At 64.6% G+C, this 22,336-nt stretch carries 22 protein-coding genes and 1 pseudogene; 10 read left to right on the top strand and 13 right to left on the bottom strand.

Translation table 11 applies throughout. The features are described from left to right. Positions 1–5: 5 nt before the first annotated feature. The gene (locus AKN83_RS15905) at positions 6–1,265 is read right to left on the bottom strand and encodes a hypothetical protein (protein WP_157113406.1); all 1,260 of its coding nucleotides are present in this window, start codon (positions 1,263–1,265) and stop codon (positions 6–8) included. Between the two features lie 126 nt (positions 1,266–1,391). Beyond that, complete coding sequence (locus tag AKN83_RS15910) at positions 1,392–1,979, bottom strand: TetR/AcrR family transcriptional regulator (RefSeq protein WP_050401928.1); 588 nt, start codon at positions 1,977–1,979, stop codon at positions 1,392–1,394. Positions 1,980–2,120: 141 nt separating this feature from the next. Here AKN83_RS15910 and AKN83_RS15915 point away from each other — a divergent pair, with 141 nt between their 5' ends. Next, positions 2,121–2,678, top strand: a complete 558-nt coding sequence (locus AKN83_RS15915; protein ID WP_050401927.1) for a DUF308 domain-containing protein — start codon at positions 2,121–2,123, stop codon at positions 2,676–2,678. Positions 2,679–2,726: 48 nt separating this feature from the next. Here AKN83_RS15915 and AKN83_RS15920 read toward each other — a convergent pair whose 3' ends face one another. Beyond that, entirely contained in the window at positions 2,727–3,575 is an 849-nt protein-coding gene (locus tag AKN83_RS15920) for an alpha/beta hydrolase (RefSeq protein WP_244521992.1), read from the bottom strand. Between the two features lie 256 nt (positions 3,576–3,831). After that, on the bottom strand, positions 3,832–4,623 hold the full coding sequence (locus AKN83_RS15925; RefSeq protein ID WP_050401926.1) for a L,D-transpeptidase: 792 nt from the start codon (positions 4,621–4,623) through the stop codon (positions 3,832–3,834). Between the two features lie 288 nt (positions 4,624–4,911). Here AKN83_RS15925 and AKN83_RS15930 point away from each other — a divergent pair, with 288 nt between their 5' ends. After that, a complete protein-coding gene (locus AKN83_RS15930) occupies positions 4,912–5,241 on the top strand; it encodes a hypothetical protein (protein ID WP_050401925.1) in 330 nt (109 codons plus the stop codon). Positions 5,242–5,362: 121 nt separating this feature from the next. Here the strand turns inward: AKN83_RS15930 and AKN83_RS15935 are convergent, their stop codons facing one another. The 5 genes from AKN83_RS15935 to AKN83_RS15955 all read right to left on the bottom strand — a co-directional run bounded on the left by AKN83_RS15935 (position 5,363) and on the right by AKN83_RS15955 (position 11,043). Continuing rightward, complete coding sequence (locus tag AKN83_RS15935) at positions 5,363–6,124, bottom strand: ABC transporter permease (protein WP_050401924.1); 762 nt, start codon at positions 6,122–6,124, stop codon at positions 5,363–5,365. Beyond that, positions 6,121–7,044 carry an ABC transporter ATP-binding protein gene (locus AKN83_RS15940; protein WP_050401923.1) on the bottom strand — a complete coding sequence of 308 codons (924 nt, stop codon included), beginning with the start codon at positions 7,042–7,044 and terminating at the stop codon, positions 6,121–6,123. The genes AKN83_RS15935 and AKN83_RS15940 overlap by 4 nt, the downstream gene beginning before the upstream one ends. 316 nt (positions 7,045–7,360) lie before the next feature. Continuing rightward, positions 7,361–8,053 (bottom strand): OmpA family protein, encoded by a 693-nt coding sequence (locus AKN83_RS15945; protein ID WP_050401922.1) that lies wholly within the window; start codon positions 8,051–8,053, stop codon positions 7,361–7,363. Then, the gene (locus tag AKN83_RS15950; RefSeq protein ID WP_050401921.1) at positions 8,050–8,463 is read right to left on the bottom strand and encodes a hypothetical protein; all 414 of its coding nucleotides are present in this window, start codon (positions 8,461–8,463) and stop codon (positions 8,050–8,052) included. Before AKN83_RS15950 ends, AKN83_RS15945 begins: the two co-directional genes overlap by 4 nt. A 63-nt stretch (positions 8,464–8,526) precedes the next feature. Further along, complete coding sequence (locus AKN83_RS15955) at positions 8,527–11,043, bottom strand: ATP-dependent helicase (protein WP_050401920.1); 2,517 nt, start codon at positions 11,041–11,043, stop codon at positions 8,527–8,529. 291 nt (positions 11,044–11,334) lie between these two features. Between AKN83_RS15955 and AKN83_RS38310 the strand changes: the two genes are divergently transcribed. Further along, positions 11,335–11,508 (top strand): DUF1328 domain-containing protein, encoded by a 174-nt coding sequence (locus AKN83_RS38310; RefSeq protein WP_021077209.1) that lies wholly within the window; start codon positions 11,335–11,337, stop codon positions 11,506–11,508. A 27-nt stretch (positions 11,509–11,535) separates the two neighbouring features. Here the strand turns inward: AKN83_RS38310 and AKN83_RS15960 are convergent, their stop codons facing one another. Further along, a complete protein-coding gene (locus AKN83_RS15960; RefSeq protein WP_050401952.1) occupies positions 11,536–12,024 on the bottom strand; it encodes a thioesterase family protein in 489 nt (162 codons plus the stop codon). Positions 12,025–12,185: 161 nt separating this feature from the next. On the opposite strand from AKN83_RS15960, the gene AKN83_RS15965 reads away from it, so the two are divergent. Next, a complete protein-coding gene (locus AKN83_RS15965) occupies positions 12,186–13,610 on the top strand; it encodes an FAD-binding oxidoreductase (protein WP_050401919.1) in 1,425 nt (474 codons plus the stop codon). 227 nt (positions 13,611–13,837) lie between these two features. Then, positions 13,838–14,263, top strand: a complete 426-nt coding sequence (locus AKN83_RS15970) for a hypothetical protein (RefSeq protein ID WP_050401951.1) — start codon at positions 13,838–13,840, stop codon at positions 14,261–14,263. A gap of 10 nt (positions 14,264–14,273) precedes the next feature. On the opposite strand, the gene AKN83_RS15975 is transcribed toward AKN83_RS15970, so the two are convergent. The 3 genes from AKN83_RS15975 to AKN83_RS15985 all read right to left on the bottom strand — a co-directional run bounded on the left by AKN83_RS15975 (position 14,274) and on the right by AKN83_RS15985 (position 17,231). After that, complete coding sequence (locus tag AKN83_RS15975) at positions 14,274–14,609, bottom strand: hypothetical protein (protein ID WP_050401918.1); 336 nt, start codon at positions 14,607–14,609, stop codon at positions 14,274–14,276. Between the two features lie 71 nt (positions 14,610–14,680). Beyond that, positions 14,681–16,387, bottom strand: coding sequence for a SulP family inorganic anion transporter (locus AKN83_RS15980; protein WP_050401917.1), 1,707 nt, complete (start codon positions 16,385–16,387; stop codon positions 14,681–14,683). A gap of 112 nt (positions 16,388–16,499) precedes the next feature. Beyond that, positions 16,500–17,231, bottom strand: coding sequence for a cytochrome c biogenesis CcdA family protein (locus tag AKN83_RS15985; RefSeq protein WP_157113407.1), 732 nt, complete (start codon positions 17,229–17,231; stop codon positions 16,500–16,502). Positions 17,232–17,368: 137 nt separating this feature from the next. Between AKN83_RS15985 and AKN83_RS15990 the strand changes: the two are divergent. The 5 genes and pseudogenes from AKN83_RS15990 to AKN83_RS16010 form a co-directional block, all read left to right on the top strand. Further along, positions 17,369–17,542: pseudogene (locus AKN83_RS15990) on the top strand (hydroxyacid dehydrogenase); the annotation flags it as partial. Between the two features lie 163 nt (positions 17,543–17,705). Then, positions 17,706–18,902 (top strand): ABC transporter substrate-binding protein, encoded by a 1,197-nt coding sequence (locus tag AKN83_RS15995; protein WP_244521993.1) that lies wholly within the window; start codon positions 17,706–17,708, stop codon positions 18,900–18,902. Positions 18,903–18,921: 19 nt separating this feature from the next. Beyond that, positions 18,922–19,791, top strand: coding sequence for a branched-chain amino acid ABC transporter permease (locus AKN83_RS16000; RefSeq protein WP_050401914.1), 870 nt, complete (start codon positions 18,922–18,924; stop codon positions 19,789–19,791). Then, complete coding sequence (locus AKN83_RS16005; protein WP_050401913.1) at positions 19,791–21,593, top strand: branched-chain amino acid ABC transporter ATP-binding protein/permease; 1,803 nt, start codon at positions 19,791–19,793, stop codon at positions 21,591–21,593. Before AKN83_RS16000 ends, AKN83_RS16005 begins: the two co-directional genes overlap by 1 nt. Next, entirely contained in the window at positions 21,574–22,317 is a 744-nt protein-coding gene (locus AKN83_RS16010; RefSeq protein WP_050401912.1) for an ABC transporter ATP-binding protein, read from the top strand. Before AKN83_RS16005 ends, AKN83_RS16010 begins: the two co-directional genes overlap by 20 nt. Positions 22,318–22,336: the final 19 nt, after the last annotated feature.

Raw genomic sequence — 22,336 nt, forward strand, 5'->3', positions numbered from 1 at the left:
ATCAGTCATTTAATCACCTTGGTTAAATCAACGAGCATGCCCTGCCTGCATTTGTAAACGCCGGCGCTGCCCTCTCCGTATACGCATCCCGGTTGATTATCGTCGTTCCACGTCAGGATCGACTGCCTTTCGGAAGGGGACACCGCAATTCGAAACGACCAGCGGCCGGTCTTGATCGGAAACACCTGGCGCACGAGAAGTCTGGAATTGGCGTTTCTGATCTCGGCGGCGTATTCCTTCGAGAGGAGGATCGAGTCGTCGACCCGCACCGGCGGCTTTCCCAGTGGGATGATCGTGCCCACAATTCCTCGCCCACCGATCGAGATGGACTCAATTCGCGGCCTGGCGAGACACTTTTTTTCAGCGACGCTACACTTGAGAATGGATCCTGGAGGTTGCTCTGTTTCCATGAAGAGTGTCACCACTCGTTGATCGTCTTCGAACCAACCGTCCTTGACCCATCCTGCGGGTGATTTCGTCATCGAGGCGATACTCACGCCATTGCGGTCCAGAATGTCGACGGACGTCGGATAGACGACGACGATCCTCGAGCCATTCGCGCTCCATTTGATCCACTCAGGCCGCTGCGTCTGGCCTACCGTCCGCTTGTCCTTGACTTGAACAACCCTCAGCTCGGGTGCCTGCGGCTTTAGTTCGAGCGGACCGGAGCTCGCGACGCTCTTAAAATCCGGCGAGAACGCTATCGCGCGATCATACGACGCAATCCATTGACTGCCGCCGCTTGCAATATCAACCATGAACACATGCTGTCCATGGATGTTGATCAACTGCCGGCCGTCGCTGCTACATTGGTATGGATTACCGGGCGAAATCGCTACTGCCGCGATCTTGTTGCCGGCCTCATAGGCATTCACCGCTCCGTTTTCGTCGAGAAGGTATCGGTCATGCTGGCCGCACCAGCCATAGAAACGCGCCGTCGGCAATGCGGTGTGAGGCAGTGATTCAAATGTAGGAACGGGTGTGGGGCGCGGCGACTGACCGCTCTCTTGGGCAATCGCAGGACCGGCTGAAGCCGGCGGCACAAACAATATTGCGCAAACGAAGAGAAACACAGCGCGCAGCGCTTGAGGAAACGAACCGAGCATTGACAGCAGCACCAACGAAAAGGAGATAATGTTGGAACAAATAGAGAACATTGTCAAGTGCTCGCCGGGAGATTGTACGCGCGCGCTGAGCGCAACGCATGTTCGGCTTGCCTTCGTTTGCGCCGTGACGCTCACGCGCCGTGAGAAAACGAGGCGCATGTCCCGCGCGGACTCCGGACTTGCGATGATCAAGCTGTGTCGGCGAGAGCGGCCGGATTCCGAGCGCTTCACTCCAGTCGAGCGATGTATCGCCGCCTGCGTGATCAGCAGCGGGCCGGCACTTTGCTAGCGGTCCGCCGTCAGCAGTCGGCCGATCTGGGCGTCGACGATGGTGGCGAACAACTCGGGATCGCCGAACGCCCGGGCCGAGAGCATCGCGCCGTGAACCGAGGCCATCAGCATCTGCGCTTCCTCGTCCGGCCGCTTGTCCAGGCGAAACAGATGTTGCTCCGCTCCGGCCTGCAGCACCGTCGCAAGCCATCGCGCGAGACCTTGAAAGTAGCCGCGGACGCGCGAGGCGACCTCGTCCGGCAGCATCGGCATCTCGCCGGCAAGCATCGCGCAGAGACAGAAGGGCAGCGACGCATCCCGAATGCAGGCCTGCCAGAAGTTCAGGTAGGCCTGGAGTTGTTCGACCGGGCTCGAGAACTGCTCTTGCAGGGAGTTCAGGCCAAGCTCTGTCTGCTGCCGGTAGCGGTCGACCAGCGCCGAAACCAGCTCGGCCTTGGTCGGGAAGTGATGGTGGATGCTCGCCTTCCTGATGCCGACCGCATCCGAAATGTCGGCGTAGCTGAACCCGTTATAGCCTCCCGTGACGACGAGAGACTGCGCGACATCGAGAATTCGGTCTGAAGTCGAGATCATTGAGCTCATGGCAGCGCCTACCTTCCGATAGGTAAGTTGTCAAGGCCGGGCGGTGCTCCCGTTCGACACAAGAAGGTGTCTCGCCGCCGGGTTGACCCGAACTGTCGGTCTACCTACTAGAAGGTAGCTATAACATACAGGAGTCAATCAATGCAAAGCCGACTTCAAGCCCCATCCAGCTGGCTGCAATCCTACTATTTCGGGCGCGCGATCTTCTCGATCGCCTGGGTTGCCGCTGCCGTTCTTTTCAGCGGGCAAGCGGGCCCCACCGCGTTCCTGCTCGTGATCTACCCGGCCTGGGACGCTACCGCCAATCTGGCTGACGCCCGGGTCAATGGCGGGCTGATAGCCAATCCGTCACAAGCATTGAATGTGGTGGTCAGCACAATTACGGCGATCGCCGTGATCGTGGCGCTCAGCCACAGCAGCTATGCCGTTCTGGCAGTGTTCGGGGTTTGGGCGATACTCGCGGGTGTGCTGCAATTGTCCACCGGCGTCGGGCGCTGGCGTCATGTTGGCGCGCAATGGGCGATGATCCTGAGCGGAGCGCAGTCGGCCTTGGCCGGCGGCTACATGATCAGCCGGTCGATCGGCACCGTGGCGCCGACAATTCTGGACGTCGCGCCCTATGCGGGATTCGGCGCGTTCTATTTCCTGCTCTCTGCAATCTGGCTCGTCGCCAAAGGCTATCGCAGCGTACGTGCGTGAACGCTCCCTGGCGCGTCGGGCAGCGCCAGTTCGGCGTCAACGCGCCAGCTATTTCTTCTCCGGCGGTGCCGTCGTCGCGGAGGCGGGTGTCGAAGCGGCGAGCAGCGGCATCGTCGGCGAGGTCTCACCGGCGTCCTCGTCGAGGAATTGCTCGACGCCGGCCTGGATCGACGATTTCGCCCTGTCGGGGCCGCGGTCGCTGAGGTCGTTGTGGTGGAATTCGGTCCTGACCACCTTGATGCCGAGTCTCGCGCAGGTCTCGTCGTCGGGCACGACGCCGGGATCGGCCTTGAACACCGGGTCCCGGGAGCGGAACGACAGGATCTTGATCTTGCTGTCGGTGATGAAGGGGACGCGCAGATTGTCCAGCGTCACGACCTTCTTGACGAGGTCAGGATGTTGCTTGGCGAAGAACATCGAGATGTCGCCGCCGTTGGAGTGACCGATCAGCGTCAGCTGGCGATAGTTTGCGTTCGGATAGCGCTTCTTCAGCTCGTCGATCGCATACATGATGTTGAAGACGCCGCGATTATATTGCATGCGGCGGCCGACATATTCCTCGCCGACCTTGGTCACCATCGGCGCATCGCTGTCGAGGTCGTGCTGGACGCTGACCACGAGATAGCCGCGTGATGCGAACACATTGGTGAGGAACGAGTACTCGGTGTTCCTGACGGTGTTGCCGTGGCTCAGGATCGCGACCGGCAACTCGATCATCTCGGCCATCGCCTGCATTTCCCGGTCGCGCCGGACCGCGACCTCGACCGTGACGTTGCGATCGTCACGCAGAACGTCGTGGAACGTCAGCGTCGTGTGACGGATGGCCCATCTGTCCGTCGTGAAATAGCCGGCCATCGCCACGATGCACAGGCAAAGGACAATGATGCCCCGTTTCATGTCGACCTCTGATATTGCCTACGCGACCCGCGCTTCTCGCCCTGGCTTCATGGGCATTCCGCGTGAATCGGCCTCCAGGGGCTAGGCGGGCGCTCTTGCCGCCGAATATCGAGCTAATTTTACAATCGGATGACAGTGCGGCGACCGGCTACGGCGCACGACGACGCCGGCCCTTTGCGACGGTCACAAGCGGGTGAGGGGAGCGCGAACTGACGGCGCGCTCCCTGCGGCGCCGTCAGCGGATCAGGAGAGCTACTCAGTCCTGATAGTTGTTGCCGTAGAAGCCGCGCTGCTGCTGGTAGTACGACCGCGGCTGATAGTAGCCTTGCGGCGCCGCCGCGTAGCCCGGGTTGGCGTAGTATTGCTGCTGGCCATAGGCCTGCGCGTCGTAGCCGCGGCGGCTTGACGGCGGCGCCGGGTAGCGCTGCGCAGTCGAGCTACCGTCCGCCGGATAGATGTAGCCGTCATCGGCGCGGGCCTGCGCCGGATATTCGCGCGGCTGCGGTGTCAGGACGACCGGGTCGCCGGCGGCGGCGGTGCCATACTGCTCGGCTTGCTGCGGCGCGCGGCGGGCGACGGCGGTGCCGTTGCGCCCGCGCGGATTGCGTGCCAGCGCGACTTGTGCGGAGCCGGTGAGCGTCACCGTGGTGTTGAGCACGCCTTCCTTCTGGACCAGGGCGTAGAGCGTCGATGCGTTGTCGCGCGACAGCCGCACGCAGCCATGCGAGGCCGGTGTGCCGAGGCGGCCGACCGAGTCGGTGCCGTGGATCGCGTGCCCGATCTTGGTGAAGAAGATCGAGTGCGGCATCGGCGCGTCATCGAATTCCTTGGAGTAGTGATCCTCTTCCATGCGGAAGGCGCGGAAGGTGCCGTTCGGGGTTTCGCGGGAGGGGATGCCGGTTGAGACCGGCCAGTGATAGCGCGCGACGCCGTCGACCGCGACCGTCATCTGCTGGTTGTCCTTGTCGATGGTGATGTCGACCTTGGCCTGCGCGGCGCTGGCGGTGAAAAGCATCACGGACGTGAACGCAATGAGGAACGAACGCATTCTATTACCCTTGGCCTCCAGGCCTGCAAAGCCGTGGCTCTCCGTCCCCGGCAACCAATATGCCCGGAATCCGAACTTGGTTCCAGTGGCGGACCTCGCGCATCGTTAATCCCGCCCGCGGCGCAAACAAGGCCGAAGCCGGGCCCTCCTGTCACGGCGGACTGACATTTTCGCGAGCAGGCCGCGACTACTGCCCTGGTCGGTCACCGAGACGCAACCATTTGGCCGCATGCGCGTTTCACAATCCCGCCCCGGCGGCGCATTCGCGCCGCGCATCAAGGAACCAAGATGAACAACACCAAGGTCAAGACCGCGGCCGTCGTCCCAGCCGGCCTCTCCGCGCGGCTCCCGCTTGCGGCCGCAGCCCTCGCTTTGGCGCTGGTGACTGTCCCCCATGCCGGCCATGCACAGGGCATCGTCCGCGGGGCGCATGAAGGCGCCTATGAGGGCAACAGGGTCGCAGGTCCAGTGGGCGGTGTGGTTGGCGGAGCCGTCGGTGCCGGCGTCGGCGGCGCCATGGGCGCGGTCAAGGGCGTGTTCGGTATCCCGGATCGCGGCTACCGCCGCGGTCATCGCTGCCGCGGCTATTACCGCCACGGCCATTTCCATTGCTATTGATTGGGGAAGAACCGTAGCCCGGATGGAGCGCAGCGAAATCCGGCGGCCGGTCTCGCCAGATTGCGAGGCTGTCCGGATTACGCTGCGCTTCATCCGGGCTACGAGACCTTCTGAAGCTTGGTCAGTTCTTCAGCCGGTAGCCGGTCCGGAATATCCATGCCACGATCACCATGCAGGCCATCAGGAAGCCCGCGGTCATGCCGAGGCTGAGCCCGACGCTGACATCGGCGATCTCATAGAAGCTCCAGCGGAAGCCGGAGATCAGATAGACCACCGGATTGAACAGCGTGAGGGTGCGCCAGCCCGACGGCAGCATGTTCACCGAATAGAAGCTGCCGCCGAGGAAGGTGAGCGGCGTCACCACCAGCATCGGGATCATCTGCAGCTTCTCGAAGCCGTCAGCCCAGATGCCGATGATGAAGCCGAACAGGCTGAAGGTGACCGCCGTCAGCACCAGGAAGGTCAGCATCCACACCGGATGCTGGATATGCAGAGGTACGAAAAGTCCGGCGGTGGCCAGGATGATCAGGCCGAGAATGATCGACTTGGTGGCGGCCGCGCCGACGTAACCGATGACGATCTCGAAATAGGAGATCGGCGCCGACAGGATCTCGTAGATCGTGCCGGCGAATTTCGGGAAGTAGATTCCGAACGAGGCGTTCGAGATGCTCTGGGTGAGCACCGACAGCATCACGAGCCCCGGCACGATGAAAGTGCCGTAGCTGACGCCCTCGACCTCAGTGATGCGCGAGCCGATCGCAGCGCCGAACACCACGAAATACAGCGAGGTCGAGACCACGGGCGAGACGATGCTCTGCAGCAGCGTGCGCCAGGTGCGCGCCATTTCGAACAGATAGATCGCCCGGATTGCGCGGTAGTTCATGGCGCCCTCACGAGGCTGACGAAGATGTCTTCAAGCGAGGACTGCCTGGTATCGAGATCGGATATCCGGACGCCGGCATTGCGCAGATCGTTGAGCAGGCTGGTGATGCCGGTGCGATCGCCCTTGGTGTCGTAGTCGTAGGTCACCGCGTGACCGTCCTCGGAGAGTTCGAGATTGTAGGCGGCGAGCGCAGCCGGAATGGCATCGAGCTTGTTCTGCAATTGCAGCGTCAGTTCCTTCTTGCCGAGCTTCTGCATCAGGGTCGCCTTGTCCTCGATCAGGATGATCTCGCCCTTGTTGATGACGCCGATGCGGTCGGCCATCTCCTCGGCTTCCTCGATGTAATGCGTGGTCAGGATGATGGTGACGCCGGACGCCTGCAGTTTGCGCACCACTTCCCACATCCCCTTGCGCAATTCGACGTCGACGCCGGCGGTGGGCTCGTCGAGGAACAGGATTTGCGGCTCGTGCGACAGCGCTTTCGCGATCATCACGCGGCGCTTCATGCCGCCGGACAGCGTGATGATCTTGCTGTCCTTCTTGTCCCACAGCGACAGGTCGCGCAGCACCTTCTCGATATGGTCGGGGTTCTTAGGCTTGCCGAACAGGCCGCGGCTGAAGCTAACCGTTGCCCAGACCGACTCGAAGGCGTCGGTGTGCAGTTCCTGCGGAACCAGTCCGATCATCGAGCGCGCCGCGCGATAGTCCCTGATGATGTCGTGTCCGCCGATCGAAATGCGGCCTTCGCTCGGATTGGCGATGCCGCAGATGATACTGATCAGCGTGGTCTTGCCGGCGCCGTTCGGTCCGAGCAGCGCGAAGATCTCGCCCTTGACGATATCGAGATTGACGCCATTCAGCGCCTTGAAGCCGGAGCCATAGCTCTTCGACAGATTGGATACGGAAATGATCGGCGACATGGAGGATCGGCAGCGTGAGGGAAGGGCGCGCGCGGATTGGGGCCCGGGCGGGGCGTGATGCGGGTTCAGCCCAGATAAGAACGCATATTCCGTTCTGCAATCACCCGTCGGGGCAGAAATTTATTCCGCAGCGCGCCTTAGGGGCGCCCGGACAAAATATCGAAAACAACCCCATGCAAAGGAGCCGGCGGCTGGCGGCGGACATTGCAGCTTGACCAGTCGGGAGTTGCCCCTCGTCCCGGGGACGTCGCGTATGGGCGGGAGGGGACGCAGTTCCGACTCCCCGCTATTCAATCCAATTAGTGCCTCTTGCGGATCAATGCCGCTTCGCCGGTTTCGCCGGCTTCTTGGCGGCCGCCGCCGGGGCCGGGTGCGCGACCGGCGCGGCGTCGGCGAGCTTGCCGACCAGCATGATCTGCACTTGGTTGTTGACCGGCGCGTTGGGTTTGGCCGGGTCGAGCAATTGCTCTTCGCCTAGCCCGACCGACTGCAGGCGCTTCGGCGCGATCTCGAAGGTGTTGACCAGGATGTCGCGGATCGCGTCGGCACGCCGCTGGCTCAGCAGCACGTTGTTGTCGCGGCGCCCGCCCGATTCGATATGACCGACGATCAGGAAGGTGTAGGGCAGCAGGGTGGAATGCGTCAGCGCGTCGGCGATGCGTCCGACGGTTACGTAGGAGTCCGGCAGCACGATCGGCGTATCGACGTCGAACCGGATATCGGCGTTGAACGTCGGCAGCTTGGTCAGGTCGGGGGCGATCGGCGGCCGACTTGAGGGCGGCGGCTCGTTCCTCGATCGCGACCGCGATCGTTCGAGCGCCTGCTGGCGCAGCGCCGGCACATCGATCTCGGCGTCGGTCTCGAAATGATCCAGCTTGGCGATAACGTCGTCGCGCGTGACGGCGGTCTGCGCATGCGTCGGGCCGAGCGGCGTCGCCAGCAAGACCAGCATGCCGAGCACGCCCAAGAGATCAGGATCGCGCAAGCCTCGCGTCGTCAGGCGCATCATTGATACCCCGCGTCGTTGATCGCCTGGGCGCAATTGCGGCTGAGGCCCTTGGCGCCGACGAGGCAGGGCACCGATTTGCTGGTCTCCTTGGTCGAGCCGCCGCAGACCTTGACGATCTCGCGGGTGCACGCGTTGGCAACGGTCACGCGCGCCGCGATCCGCTTCTGGATCGCATCGAGGGTGGAGAAGTAGCTCTCCTTGCACTGCGACGAGATCACGTCGCGGTTGCGCGACAGGCACTCCTTGAGGCGGTTGGAGTCGAGATTGACGCCGCGGCAATTGGCAGTGATGTCTGCGCCGCAAGCCTTGGCGAGTTGCGCTGCGGAATCGCCAAAGCTGATCGTCTCCGCGACCGCCAGCGACGGCGCAGTGAGCGCGATGACAAAAAGGAAAAACCCACCCCGGACCATGGGTCCATCTCAACCCGTGAAATCAGCGATGGTCAAGGGCTACGAACAGGGAAGGTGGTTCTGTCACGCCCGTTCCACAAAGCTGTCGACCACCTTCTTCTCGCCGGCCTTTTCGAAGGCGATGGTCAGCTTGTTGCCGTCGATCTTCACGACATGGCCGTAGCCGAATTTCTGGTGAAACACCCGGTCGTCCAGCGAAAATTCCGATGTCGTGCCGGTGGATTTCGCCACCAGCTCGCCCTCGATGACCATCGGGCCGCGCTTGCTGCGGCTGAAGCTATCGGATGAAAAGGAGGACTGCCGCTCCTCGAAGCCGCCGCTGCGTCCCCCGCCGCCGCGATTGCGGTTGGCCTGGGCGCGCTGCCAGCCCGGCGTCGAATAGCTCGAGCCGAATGATTCGAGGTTGTCGAAGCGCGAGGCGCCGTAGCCGCCGCTGCCGCCCCAGCCCGATCCGCCCTTGGATTCGGTGATCTCGACATTGTGCGCCGGCAGCTCGTCGAGGAAGCGCGAGGGGATCGTGGTCGACCAGGTGCCATGGATGCGGCGGTTGGTCGCGAAATAGATCTTTGCGCGGCGGCGGGCACGGGTCAGCCCGACATGGGCGAGGCGGCGCTCCTCTTCGAGCCCGGCGCGGCCCTGTTCGTCCAGCGTGCGCTGGCTCGGGAACAGGCCTTCCTCCCAGCCCGGCAGGAACACGTTGTCGAATTCGAGGCCCTTGGCCGAATGCAGCGTCATCAGCGACACGGCTTCGTCGCCGGCCTCGCCGTCGCGGTCCATCACCAGCGAGATATGTTCGAGAAACCCTTGCAGGTTCTCAAATTCCTCCATCGACCGCACCAGCTCCTTAAGGTTGTCAAGCCGGCCCGCGGCATCCGCCGAGCGGTCCTTCTGCCACATCTCGGTATAGCCGCTCTCGTCGAGCACGATCTCGGCGAGCTCCGTATGCGAGGTGACCTCGCGTTGGGCGCGCCAGCGGTCGAACTGCATCACGAGATCCCGTAAGGAGCCGCGTGCCTTCGGCTTCAGCTCGTCGGTCTCGACCACGGCCCGCGCCGCCTCGAACAGCGGAATGCGGCGCTTGCGGGCATGGTCGTGCAGCAGCTGCACGGTGGCATCGCCGAGCCCGCGTTTCGGCACGTTGACGATGCGCTCGAAAGCGAGATCGTCGGCCGGCGAATTGATGGTGCGCAGATAGGCGAGCGCATCGCGGATTTCGGCGCGCTCGTAGAATCTGGGGCCGCCGATCACGCGATAGGGCAGGCCGAGCGTGACGAAGCGGTCCTCGAACTCGCGCATCTGGAACGAGGCGCGGACCAGGATGGCGACGTCGTTGAGGTTTTCGCCCGCGCGCTGCAGCTCCTCGAGCTCCTCGCCGATTGCGCGCGCTTCCTCCTCCGAATCCCAGGAGCCGGTGACGGTGACCTTCTCGCCATCGACATCCTCGGTGCGCAGCGTCTTGCCGAGCCGGCCTTCGTTGTGCGCGATCAGATGCGAGGCGGCGGCGAGGATGTGGCCGGTCGAGCGGTAGTTGCGCTCGAGGCGGATCACCTTGGCGCCGGGAAAATCGTGCTCGAAGCGCAGGATGTTGTCGACCTCGGCGCCGCGCCAGCCATAGATCGACTGGTCATCGTCGCCGACGCAGCAGATGTTTCGCGGCGGCGCGGACGGCGGAGCCAGCACCGGTTGCGCGGCGGCGTCTTCCTTCGCCGGTTCAGCGTCGGTCGCGCCGGGAATGATCGCCGAGATGGGAAGACCCGGCCGCGCCGGCGCCTGCGACAGCAGCCGCAGCCACAGATATTGTGCGACGTTGGTGTCTTGATATTCGTCGACCAGGATGAACTTGAAGCGGTTCTGGTACTGCCGCAGCACGTCGGGGTTCTCGCGGAACAGCCTGATGTTCTCGAGCAGAAGGTCGCCGAAATCGGCGGCGTTGAGGATCTTCAGCCGCTCCTGATAGGTCGCGTAGATCTTGCCGCCCTTGCCGTTGCCGAACGAGGCGGCTTCGCCCGCCGGCACCTGCGACGGCGACAGCCCGCGGTTCTTCCAGCTGTCGATCAGGCCGGCCAGCATCCGCGCCGGCCAGCGTTTGTCATCGATGTTCTCGGCCTGCAGCAATTGCTTCAAGAGCCGCACCTGATCGTCGACGTCGAGCACCGTGAAGTTGGATTTGAGCTGCACCAGCTCGGCATGGATGCGCAGGATGCGGCCGCCGATCGAGTGGAAGGTGCCGAGCCACGGCATGCCTTCGACCGCCTGGCCGAGCATCTGGCCGAGCCGCAGCTTCATCTCGCGCGCCGCCTTGTTGGTGAAGGTCACCGACAGGATCTCTTGCGGGCGCGCGCGGCCCTGGCTCAGGATATGTGCGATGCGCGTGGTCAGGACGCGCGTCTTGCCGGTGCCGGCACCGGCCAGCACCAGCACGGGCCCGTCGAGCGTTTCGACCGCCTCACGCTGCTCCGGATTGAGGCCGCTCAGATATTGCGGAACGCCCGCCGCCGCCCGCGCACGCGCGGCGATGCCGCCAGCCACCGGCTGGTGCTCGGGAACGCCGTGATGGGGCAGTTTGCTCGGCTCGGTCATTGGCGAATCGTCTCGGCCCCACGATGGCACCGCGGGACGGTGAAGGGGAGCCTTCTTAACAGGGATTGAGGGGCATATAGGGCCTGATCGGCCGTTTCGACAGGTTTTATCGCCGGCGCCTGGAACGGTTTTGGCAGCAGCGCACAATCGGCCTGGTTCCAGAAATCGGCGAAAATTTCGCGGTTTCGCACTCAGGAACCAGCGTTTTCTCGCCGAATTGTTTCGACAGCTGCGGCGCCGGGCCGATGCCTGCGCCAGGAAACGCACAAGGATACGAGCGGAGGTTTGATCATGTTGAGCTGGGTCGTCACATTCCTGGTCATCGCCCTGATCGCAGGCATTCTGGGCTTCGGCGGCATCGCCGGTGCCTCGATCGAAATCGCCAAGGCGATCTTCTTCATCGCCATCATCCTGTTCCTGGTGTCGGCGGTGGTCGGATTGGCGCGCGGCCGCACCAGAGTCTAGCGAAAGGCTGGTCCAGCGAAGGGCTGGCTATTTCTTCGAGGGCATCGCCACGTTGCGGCCGATGCCCTCAGGTCGCGACACGTCTGCATAGCTATCCAGGATCTTCTGAGTGCGGGCGCGGATGTCCGGTGGAAACGGCGCCACCTTGCGCGCTTCCATGTCGATGTGGAGCGTGAGGTTCTCCGAGGTCGCGGAAAGCCAACCCTCGGTGGCGTGGCGCAGCTCCTCGAACGTGTGCAGCCGCTTTTCGTCGGCGCCGAGCAGGAAGACCGAGACCTGCACGGGATCGCCGAGATGGATTTCCCGCAAGTACCGGACGTGACACTCGGCGGTGAAGGTCGAGCAGTGCCGTTGCTTCATGTAGGCCGGCCCGATGCCCAGTTGCAGCCACATCTCGTCGATGGCGCGGTCGAACATCACATTGTAGTAGGCCATGTTGAGATGGCCGTTATAGTCGATCCATTGCGGCTCGATCTGCATCACGGAAGATTTGAACGGGGCCGGCGGCAGCGGCATCTCGCTGGTGACAGTCACTGGGGTGATCTCTCCCATCTCGGTTCGTTGGCGTTCGAGCATGAACTTTTCTGTGGCTCCGGCGTCCACTTTTTCAAGTCAGGCTCTCTTGACCCCTTATACAAGCTTTGCCACGGTCGGCTAAATCCGGGAGGAAATTCGACGTGGCGACAACGATTTCGAGCAATCTGACGCGACCTGAGCCGGAGGCCCTGAAGCGCGTGATCGACGCGCTGGCGGCGCGGTTCGGCAACCGGCTCGTGACGTCGCAGGCGGTGCGCGAACAGCACGCCCATACCACCACCTGGCTGCCGAACCAGCCGCCGGATGCCGTGGTGATGGCCCAGGAGACCGCCGACATCCAGGACGTGGTGCGGATCTGCGCCGCAAACCGCGTGCCCGTCATCGCGTTCGGCACCGGAACCTCGCTCGAGGGCCAGGTCAACGCGCCCGCGGGCGGCGTCTGCATCGATCTGCGCGACATGAACAAGGTGCTCGCGGTGCATGCCGAGGACCTCGACTGCGTGATTCAGCCCGGCGTGACGCGCAAGGCACTGAACGAGCATCTGCGCGACCAGGGCCTGTTCTTCCCGATCGATCCCGGCGCCGATGCCTCGCTCGGCGGCATGACCTCGACCCGCGCCTCCGGCACCAATGCCGTGCGCTACGGCACCATGCGCGAGAACGTGCTGGCGCTGAAGGTGGTGCGCGGCGACGGCGAGATCATCACGACCGGCACGCGCGCCAAGAAGTCGTCGGCCGGCTACGACCTGACGCATCTGTTCGTCGGCGCTGAAGGCACGCTCGGCATCATCTCCGAGCTGACCATCCGCCTGCGCGGCATTCCCGACACCATCGCGGCTGCCGCCTGTTCGTTCGACACCGTGCGCGGCGCCTGCCAGGCCACCATCCTCGCGATTCAGACCGGCATCCCGGTCGCCCGGATCGAGCTGCTCAATGCCGCGCAGGTCAAGGCCTGCAACAATTATTCGAAGCTGTCGCTGCCGGAGACGCCGCTGCTGCTGCTGGAATTCCACGGCAGCGAGGTCGAGGTCGCCGAGCAGTCGAAGAATTTCCGCGACATCGCCGCCGAGTGCGGCGGCGGCGAGTTCACCTGGACCACCAAGCCGGAGGACCGCACCAAGCTGTGGCAGGCTCGGCATGATGCCTACTGGTCGGTGAAGGCGATCCGTCCCGGCGACAGCATCGGCGTGGTCGCGACCGACGTCTGTGTGCCGATCTCGCGGCTTGCCGACTGCGTCACCGAGACCGAGGACGATCTGAAGCGGCTCAATTTGCTGTCGCCGATCGTCGGCCATGTCGGCGACGGCAATTTCCACTGCTCGCTGGTCTGCGACGTCAACGACAAGGACGAGATGGCGCGCGGCGAGGAGTTCATGCATCGGCTGGTCGAACGGGCGCAGGCGATGGACGGCACCTGCACCGGCGAGCACGGCATCGGCCAGGGCAAGCAGAAATATCTGAAGGCCGAGCTCGGGGTGGAGGCGCTCGACGCGATGCGGGCGCTGAAGCAGGCGCTCGATCCGCAGAATATTTTCAATCCCGGCAAGATCGTTCCCGCCATCTGAGGCGTCGTCACACAGCGGAGGATTCATCTGCGTCCGCGGGCACTTTCTTGCCCACCGTGTGTGACCGGCTGTGATCACGGCCTCCAGCTCCAGGCGCGCATCGCGCGAAGCACCTGGTTGGTGTGGCCCCGGTGCCATAGTTCGCCGCTTGCTCGGCGTCGCGCAGACTCTGCCATTCACAGGTTGCACCGGGGACAGCTATGTTTGCCGCGCTTCGAGGTGCGGCGATGTGGTTGTTCAACAAGGCCAAGCTCAAGGACATCTGGGACGATCCGGTCGCGCAGCCGCTCGGCGACATCGAGGCTGCACACAGAATCCGTGCGATCTGCCGTGATGCGGCCGGCTGTGCCGAGGCAGTCGGCTCGCCCGGCAGGCGCTCGCCGAAGCAGCAGCAGATCGAGCGCGATCGCTACGAGCGTGCCGCCAAGGCGGCGATGGAGACCGCGATGAAGATCTCCGACGCGCTGGTGCGCGATTCTGCGGTGCGCGAGATCGTCGGTCTTTGCTTGAAAGCCAACAACATCAAGACCGGGCGGGCGCTGTTCCGCGCCATCCACGCGGGCTCGATCAAGGCGGAGGTGCTGAGGGAGCATCCGATGCTGGAGGAAGAGGGGGCTTGCGCTGATCCTGCAGGTTCAGCGCGCCAGGCCTGACCTGCTGCCATCACGAGGCACCGTCGCCACGTACCTCCTCCTTGGCCAGCGCCCGGTGCAATTCGGCAACCGCTCGTGCGAGCTGATCACGATGCAGAATATCATCGTTCGGAACACGGCTCACCGACGCCGCCAGGTCGCTCAGAATGCTGGCGAACAGACCAAAGTTGATATGCATGTGAACCGATTTGCGCGTGGCCTCGTCACCCGGGCGCTCGAGGATCAAGGTGAAGCCATTCGGATCGAGGTGCGCCTCAAATCGCGACGAGCGCTCGAAGGTCCCGACAAAGAACTTGTCAGGATATTCAAGCGCAATTTCCGCTCGATCCGGCACAGGTCTCGTCATCGCACCAGCATCGTGTCGTTGCCGCTCGCAACAGGATTACAAGCAGGGACGTCGACGGTTGTTGACCTGTATCAAGTGTTCCCGAGGCGGTGGTTCTCTCCGTCCAGCGCCCGCACCGCCTCGTCGACGCTGTGGAAGACGTGGTCCCGCTGCAGCACGTCGTAGAGATCGAATCGCTCGAACGCCTCCTGCGCGCGGGTGGATTCGAGCCGCGCCACCGCCACCGTCACACCGTCATCCCGGCATTCGCGAAACAGGTCGCGCAGCGCCTGCGCCGCCGTGAAATCGATCTCGACCATGCCGCTGGCCTCGATCACCAGCAGCCTCGGCTTCGACGTCGCGCCGCCGATGGCCTTGAGCACGCCGCTGCTGAAGCTTTCCGCGTTGAGGAACGACAACGGGGCCTGCAGGCCGACCACCGCGATGCCGGGCTTGCGTTCGCCGGTGACGTGCGGTCCCGTTGGCCACCAGATCGTGGTGCCGGGCACATGGAGGAATTCCACCAGCCGGCCCTGTGTCGTGGTCCAGATGCCGTGCAGCAGCGACAGCGCGATGCCGACCGCGACGCCTTGCTCGATCGGCAGCACGATGATCGCGGCGGCTGTCGCCGCCACCAGCAGGAATTCGTAGAACGACTGGCGGTAGATCGTGACGATCTGCTTGAGGCGGATGATGCGCAGCGCCACGAACAGCAGGACGCCGCCGAGCGCCGCATCGGGCACGTGCTGCAGCAGCGTCGCACCGAATGCCAGCAGGGCGAGCACGATGGCCGCGGCGAACAGCCCGGCGAGCTGCGTGCGGCCGCCGGTCTCCGACACGATGCCGGTGCGCGGCGGGCTTGCGTTGACGGGGAAGGCGCCGAACAGGCCGGCGAGCAGACTGCCGGCACCGGCGCCGAGGAAGTCGCGATCGACGTCGGCCGGCTTGTCCGGATCTGAGAGAAACGAGCGCGTCGTCGCTGCGGTTTGCACCATCACCACGATCGCGATCAGGATCGCCAGCGACAACAATTTGATCCATCGCTCCGGCGCGATGTCCGGAAGCGACGGCGTTGGCAGCGACGCGGGCACGGTGCCGACCACCTTGACGCCCTTGCTTTCGAGATGGCCCGCGATCACGGCGATGGTCGCCACCACAAGCCCGATCAGCGCGCCCGGAATCCGCGCGCTGATCTTCTCCGATCCGGCAACCAGAGCCAGCACGCCGAGGCCGATCGCCAGCGTGTAGGTATTGGTCTGGCCGATCTTTTCGATGAGAATCCCGAGCTTGTAGAGCGTCGCGCCGTCCGGCGTGGTTACGCCGAGCACGCCGGGCAGCTGCGAGACCAGGATGTGGACGGAAATGCCGGCGAGGAAGCCGACCGTCACCGGCGTCGACAGCAAATTGGCGATCCAGCCGAGCCTGAACAGGCCGCCGGCGACCATGATCGCGCCGACCATCAGCGCCAGTGCCATCGCCAACGACTGATAGTCAGGTGTGCCGGCGGTCGCCATCAGTGCAAGGCCGGCCGCGAAGATCGGTGTGATCGTGGAATCGGCGCCGCAGGACAGGAAGCGGTTGGCGCCGAGCATAGCAAAGCCGAGCGAGCCGGCCATGAAGGCGAAGAAGCCGATCTGCGGCGAGAAGCCGCCGAGTCGGGCGGTCGCCATCTGCTCGGGGATCGCGATTGCGGCGAGCGTCAGCCCGGCGATCAGGTCGCCCGGCAAGTCGCTCGGCTGAAAGTCGGCCAACGAGCGGAAGATCGGCCAGCGGGCGCGTGTCGCGGGGGTTTGGGCCATCGGTCTCCGACTCATCTGGCGGCGAAGGGACGGAATAGTCCGCCATCGCGGCGCCAAAAGCCAGCTGACGCGCGCGTGCAGGCGCGAAGAGCTTCAGGCTGCGCGGAACGCTCTAGCCGATGTTTTGCAGTGCCGGGAAGGTTTCCAGCAGCCAGACGCTGACACTGGAGACCGCGCCGGTCAGGAAGCCGATGCCGGTGACCACCATCAGCACGCCCATCACGCGCTCGACGGTGTCGAGATGGCGCTTCATCCGCGCGAACAGCGAGGAGAACTGCTCGACCAGGAAGGCGGCGAGAAGGAAGGGGATGCCGAGGCCGGCGGAATACACCGCGAGCAGGCCGGCGCCCTTGGTTACGGTGGCTTGTGAGGCTGCGATCGACAGGATTGCCGCGAGGATCGGACCGATGCAGGGGGTCCAGCCGAAGGCGAATGCGAGGCCCATGACATAGGCGCCCCAAAGCCCGACCGGCTTGGGTGCGGTCAGCCGTCCCTCGCGCATCAGCAGGCCGATCCGGGTCACGCCGAGGAAATGCAGGCCCATGATGATGATGACGATGCCGGCCAGGATCGAGAGCTCGGCCGACCAGGCGCGCACCAGGCCGCCGATGATCGAGGCGCTGGCGCCGAGCGCGACGAACACGGTGGAGAAGCCGAGCACGAACATCAGCGCCGCCGTCATCACCGCGCGCTTGGAGGCCGCGGTGGCGCCGTCCTGGTTGACCTGCTCGATGGTCGCGCCGGTCAAATAGATCAGATAGGGCGGCACCAGCGGCAGCACGCAGGGCGACAGGAAGCTGACTAGACCGGCGATCAAGGCGGCCGGGATCGTGACGTCGTGCATCAAGGAACCTTCGAAACTAGCTGTCCTGTCTTGGCGTGTACGCGGGCAACAATCCAGAAGTTTCGTCGCAGATGCATTCAACTATGGTCACAGGCCCGTGTCCGGAGGCTGCGCAGTGTCCCGGGCTGACGCTGGGGCTTGCGAAGCTGCACAATGTCATTGCAACCCCGCATGTCGGTGGTGGCCTGACGCCGCAAGCCATCGAGCACCAGTCATCGGAGACGGTGCGCCAGGTCGCGAAGATCGTTGCCGGAGAAATCCCGGTCGGCGCGGTCAATGCCGAGCACTGGATGCGGCGCCCGCGGCCATGAAAGTTCGGCTGATCCCAATGTCGGCCGAGGGGCTGGACAAGAGCTTCGCATCCAGCCCAAACTTGAGCCTGTCAAACCGCGGCCCCAGAGCGCGCGGACAATCAATCGACGGACGTCCCGCAACAAACGACGGGCGCCGAGAGGGAAGCAGGGAGTGCATCACATGGCCGTTTCACGCCGTGACGTTTTGTTGGGCAGCGCCGGCGCACTGGGTGCCGCATCATTCTCCTTCCCGGCGCCAGCGATCGCACAATCGGAACCGATCAAGATCGGTTGTCTCGCGGCGATCACCGGGCCGAGCTCGGCGCCGACCGTCGGCTTCAACCGCGGCGTCAATTTCGCAGTCGATGCCATCAACGGCGCAGGCGGCGTCAAGGGGCGCAAGATCGAGCTCGTGATGCGCGACACCCAGGGTGACCCGACCAAGGCTGTCAACGCCACGCAGGAGCTGATCAGCCAGGCCAAGGTTCACGCAATCTGGGGGCCGCTGAACTCAGGCGAGGCGCTGGCGACGACGCCGATCATGGCGCGCGCCAAGATGCCCGATCTGCACCCTTGCGTGGTCGAGACCCTGATCGACCCGGTCAAGTTCCCCAACGCATTCCGCATCGCACCCTCGAACAGTCAATGGGACGATGCCGTGCGCAATTATTGCCTGAAGATCCTTAAGGTGAAGAAGGTCGCGGTGATCGGCGACACCACCGGTTATGGCGTCACCGCGGTCGGCGCCTCCGTTGCGGCGTTCAAGAAGGACGGCGCCGAGGTGGTCTATCAGGCCAATATCGACGCCACGCAGCCCGACATGACGCCGGACATGCTGCGCGCCAAGAACGCCGGCGCCGAGGCGATCGTGGTGTGGAGCGTTTCCACCGGCATGGAGGCGCGGATGTTCAACACCCGCGCGGCGATGAACTGGGACGTTCCTTTCGTCGGCCACCCCTCGATGGCGTCGGGTGAGCTCGCGAGCCTCGTTGCAAAGCCGGAGAACTGGAAGAAGGTCTATGCGATCGGTTACAAGAGCTGCAGCTATGACAGCGCCGGCAAGCTGCCGCCGAAGAGCGAGGATCTGGTCGCGCGCCTGACCAAGGCCAACATCGCGCTGAACGATACGCTGCTGTGGTGGGTCGCGGGCGGCATCGATTGCATCGAGCTGATCGCCAAGGCGGTTGCGGAAAGCGGCTCGACCGACAGTGCCGGGATCATCAAGTACTGGAATTCGCTGTCGACCTATCCCGGCTATTTCGGCAATTACCGCTTCTCGCCGACCGAGCATAACGGCTATTTGACCGAAGAGATCGTGATGTCGGAATCCTCGACCGCCAGGAACGGCACCTTCGCGCTGGCGCCGGGATACACGTAAGCGGGCGAGGGCGCAGCCAATGCTGGCTTCGATGCTCACCTCGATCCTTGCATCCGGTCTCGCGGCGGGCGCGATCTACGCGCTGGTCGGCGTCACCTACAACACGATGTTCTCGACCTCGCGGGTGATGAGCTTCACAGCCGGCCAGCTTGCGATGCTCGGCGGCGTGTTCGGCTCGATGTTCACGCTGAAGCTCGGCCTGCCGATCGCGGCCGGCTTCGTGCTGACGCTGTTGTGCTGCGCGGTGATCGGGATCATCACCGAATTCGTCGCGGTGCGCCCGGTGCTCAAGAGCCTCGACCAGCATCTCTACGTGCTGTCGACCCTGGCGGTCGCGCTGATGATCCAGCAGGTCACCGCGATCAAATGGGGCACCGAGCCGCAGCCATTCCCGCGCATAGTGGGAATAGGTGAGGGCGTGCTGGACGAAAAGTTCTGGCTGCCGATCGCAGCCTGCGCGATCACCATCATCGGCCTCGAATATCTCTACCGCCGCACCTTGGTCGGCCGCGCGTTCCTGGCCATCGCGGAAGACAATTTCGCGGCGCGGGCGCTTGGCCTGCCGGAGCGCAATCTGCGCGTCGCGAGCTACGCGCTGGCCGGCGTGGTCGGCGGGATCGCCGGATTCTCCGGCGGACAGTTGCTGCTCGCCTTCTTCGCCAATGGCGCGCTGCTCAATTTCTACGGCTTCGTGCCGGTGGCGCTGGGCGGGCTCGGCAATAACCGAGGTGCGATCATCGGCGGGCTGGCGCTCGGCCTGTTCCAGCAGGCGGCGAACTTCCTGGTCGGCGGCATCTTCTCCTCGGTCGCGGTGTTCACGCTGTTCATCGTGGTGCTGCTCGCAGCGCCGCAAGGGCTGTTCGGCGCCTCGACCGCGCGGAGGGTGTGATGACCTCGGTCGCCGCCGCTCCGTCCCGGACCGACGCCGCCGCCGCCTGGCGCGCCGCGCTGCCGCACATCCTGCCGTTCCTCGGCATCCTGGCGGCGGCGGTGCTGCTGCCCTTCGTCGGCAATGATTACTGGGTGCTGATCGGCACGCGCGCCGCGATCTACTGGGTGCTGGTGTCGGGTCTCAACCTCGTGGTCGGCTTCGCCGGTCACCTTGCGATCGGCTATGTCGCGCTGCTGACGCTCGGCGCCTACACGACCAGCGTACTGGTCGCCGGCAATGTGCTGCCGGCCATTCCGGTCTTCGCCGCCTTGCCGATCGCGGGCCTCGTCGGCGCGATCTTCGGCGTCATCGTCGGCCTGCCGGCCTTGCGGCTGCGCACCTTTTACTTCGCGATGTCGACCTTGGGCTTTGCGACCATCGTGACGCAAATCGCGCTGGCCTGGCAGAGCGTGACCGGCGGCGGCATCGGCATCGCTGGTCCCGAATTCCCGGCGCCGTTCAACACGCCATGGGGCTTCTACGGCCTCTGCGTCGGGTTCGCCGCATTCACAACGTGGATGAGCGCCAACGTCGCGCGCAGCCGGTTTGGCCGTGCGTTGATCGCGGTGCGCGACGCCGAGGTTGCCGCCGAGGCCAGCGGCATCTCGAAGCCGAAGATGCTGATCGCCATCTTCCTGTTCGCCGGCGCGCTGGCGGCGATCGCCGGCGGGTTGTTCGCGACCTTGCAGACCTACATCACGCCCGACGCATTCACCTTCGACCTCTCGGTGCTGTTCTTCATCGCGATCCTGATCGGCGGCCGCGGCTCGATCCTCGGGCCGATGCTCGGCACCGTCATCCTGACCATCCTGCCGGAGATCGCGGCGCCGCTGGCGGCGTGGTCGACCTTCCTCTACGCGGTGCTGCTGCTCTTGATCGTGCTGGTCATGCCCGGCGGCATCGCGGCGCTGCTCGATTTCCGCAACCGCCGTCCGCTCGCCAGCAACCGCGCCATCGTGCCGCGCCCGGCCGCGCTTGCCGACATCGTGCGTCGGCGCGACGGCGGCAAGCCGCTGCGGCTGCGCGGCATCGCGCTCAGCTTCGGCAATGTGAAGGCGATCGACGGGCTCGACCTCGATGTCTCACCCGGCCAGATTCATGGCCTGATCGGGCCGAACGGCAGCGGCAAGACCACCACGCTGAACGTGATCTCGGGCTACTACGCCGCGAAGGCCGGCACCATGACGCTCGGCGACGCGTCGTTGCCGGCGGGCCAGCCGGTCAAGCGCGCAGCCAGCGGCATCGCGCGCACCTTTCAGACCCCGCGCGTGATCGGTGAAGCCTCGGTGCTGGAGAACGTCATGATCGGCGGCTCGATCGAAGGCCGGGCCAACTTCGTCGAGGCGATGCTGGCGTTGCCGCGCAACGGCGGGGACGAACGCATGCTCGCCGAGAAGGCGCGTGCGCTGCTGGGCGTCGTTGGCCTCGAGGCACTCGCCGACGTGCGCGCCGATCGCCTGCAGCACAGCGAGCTGCGCTTCATCGAGATCGCACGCGCGCTGATGCTCGATCCCGACTTTTTGCTGCTCGACGAACCCGCGGCGGGCCTCTCCAATGACGAGATCGAACGGCTCGCCAGCCTGATCAAGGCAGTCTGCGCCCGCGGCGCCGGCGTACTGCTGGTCGAGCATCATGCCGACCTGATCTTCGACATCTGTCACGAGGTCACCGTGCTCAATCTCGGCCGCACGCTGGCGGCTGGAACGCCGGCGCAGATTCGCGTCCACAAGGAGGTCGTCAGTGCTTACCTCGGAGGCTGAACCTCTGCTTGCCGTGCGCGCGCTGGAGTCCGGCTACGGCAAGATCCGCGTGCTGCACGGCATCGACATGAGCATCGCCGCCGGCGAGGTCGTCGCATTGCTCGGTCCGAACGGCGCCGGCAAGACCACGCTGCTGCGCGCAATGTCGGGATTGTTGCCCGTCAATGCCGGGCAGGTCCGGTTCGGCGGACGCGACATGACCAACGCCACGCCGCGCGATGCGGCGCGGGCCGGGCTCGTGCATGTGATCGAGGGCCATCGCGTGTTCACTCAGATCTCCGTCACCGACAATCTGCTGCTTGCCGGCTACGACCTGCCGCGCGCGGAACGCGCCGTGCGCATCGAGGAGGCGCTGTCATTCTTTCCCGAGATCGCCGAGAAGCGGCATGAGCGCGGCGGCGCGCTTTCTGGCGGGCAGCAGCAGATGCTGACGGTGGCGCAGGGCCTGGTCCGTCGGCCGCGACTGTTGATGCTTGACGAGCCCTCCGCCGGACTGTCGCCGGTGCTGGTCGATCGCGTCCTTAACGTCATCGGCCGGCTGCGCGGGCAGGGCACCTCCGTGCTGCTGGTCGAGCAACTGCTGGAGAAGGCGCTGGCGTGCGCCGATCGGGTCTACGCGCTGGTGCAGGGGACGATTGCGTTGGAGGCTGTGACCGGCGAGAGCGACCTCGTGCATCGGCTCGAGCGCGCCTATTTCGGCCATGAAAGCCACGCCCTGGCGTAGGGTGCCGTTCCAACCTCGT

Source organism: Bradyrhizobium embrapense (assembly GCF_001189235.2).
Taxonomy (GTDB): Bacteria; Pseudomonadota; Alphaproteobacteria; order Rhizobiales; family Xanthobacteraceae; genus Bradyrhizobium; species Bradyrhizobium embrapense.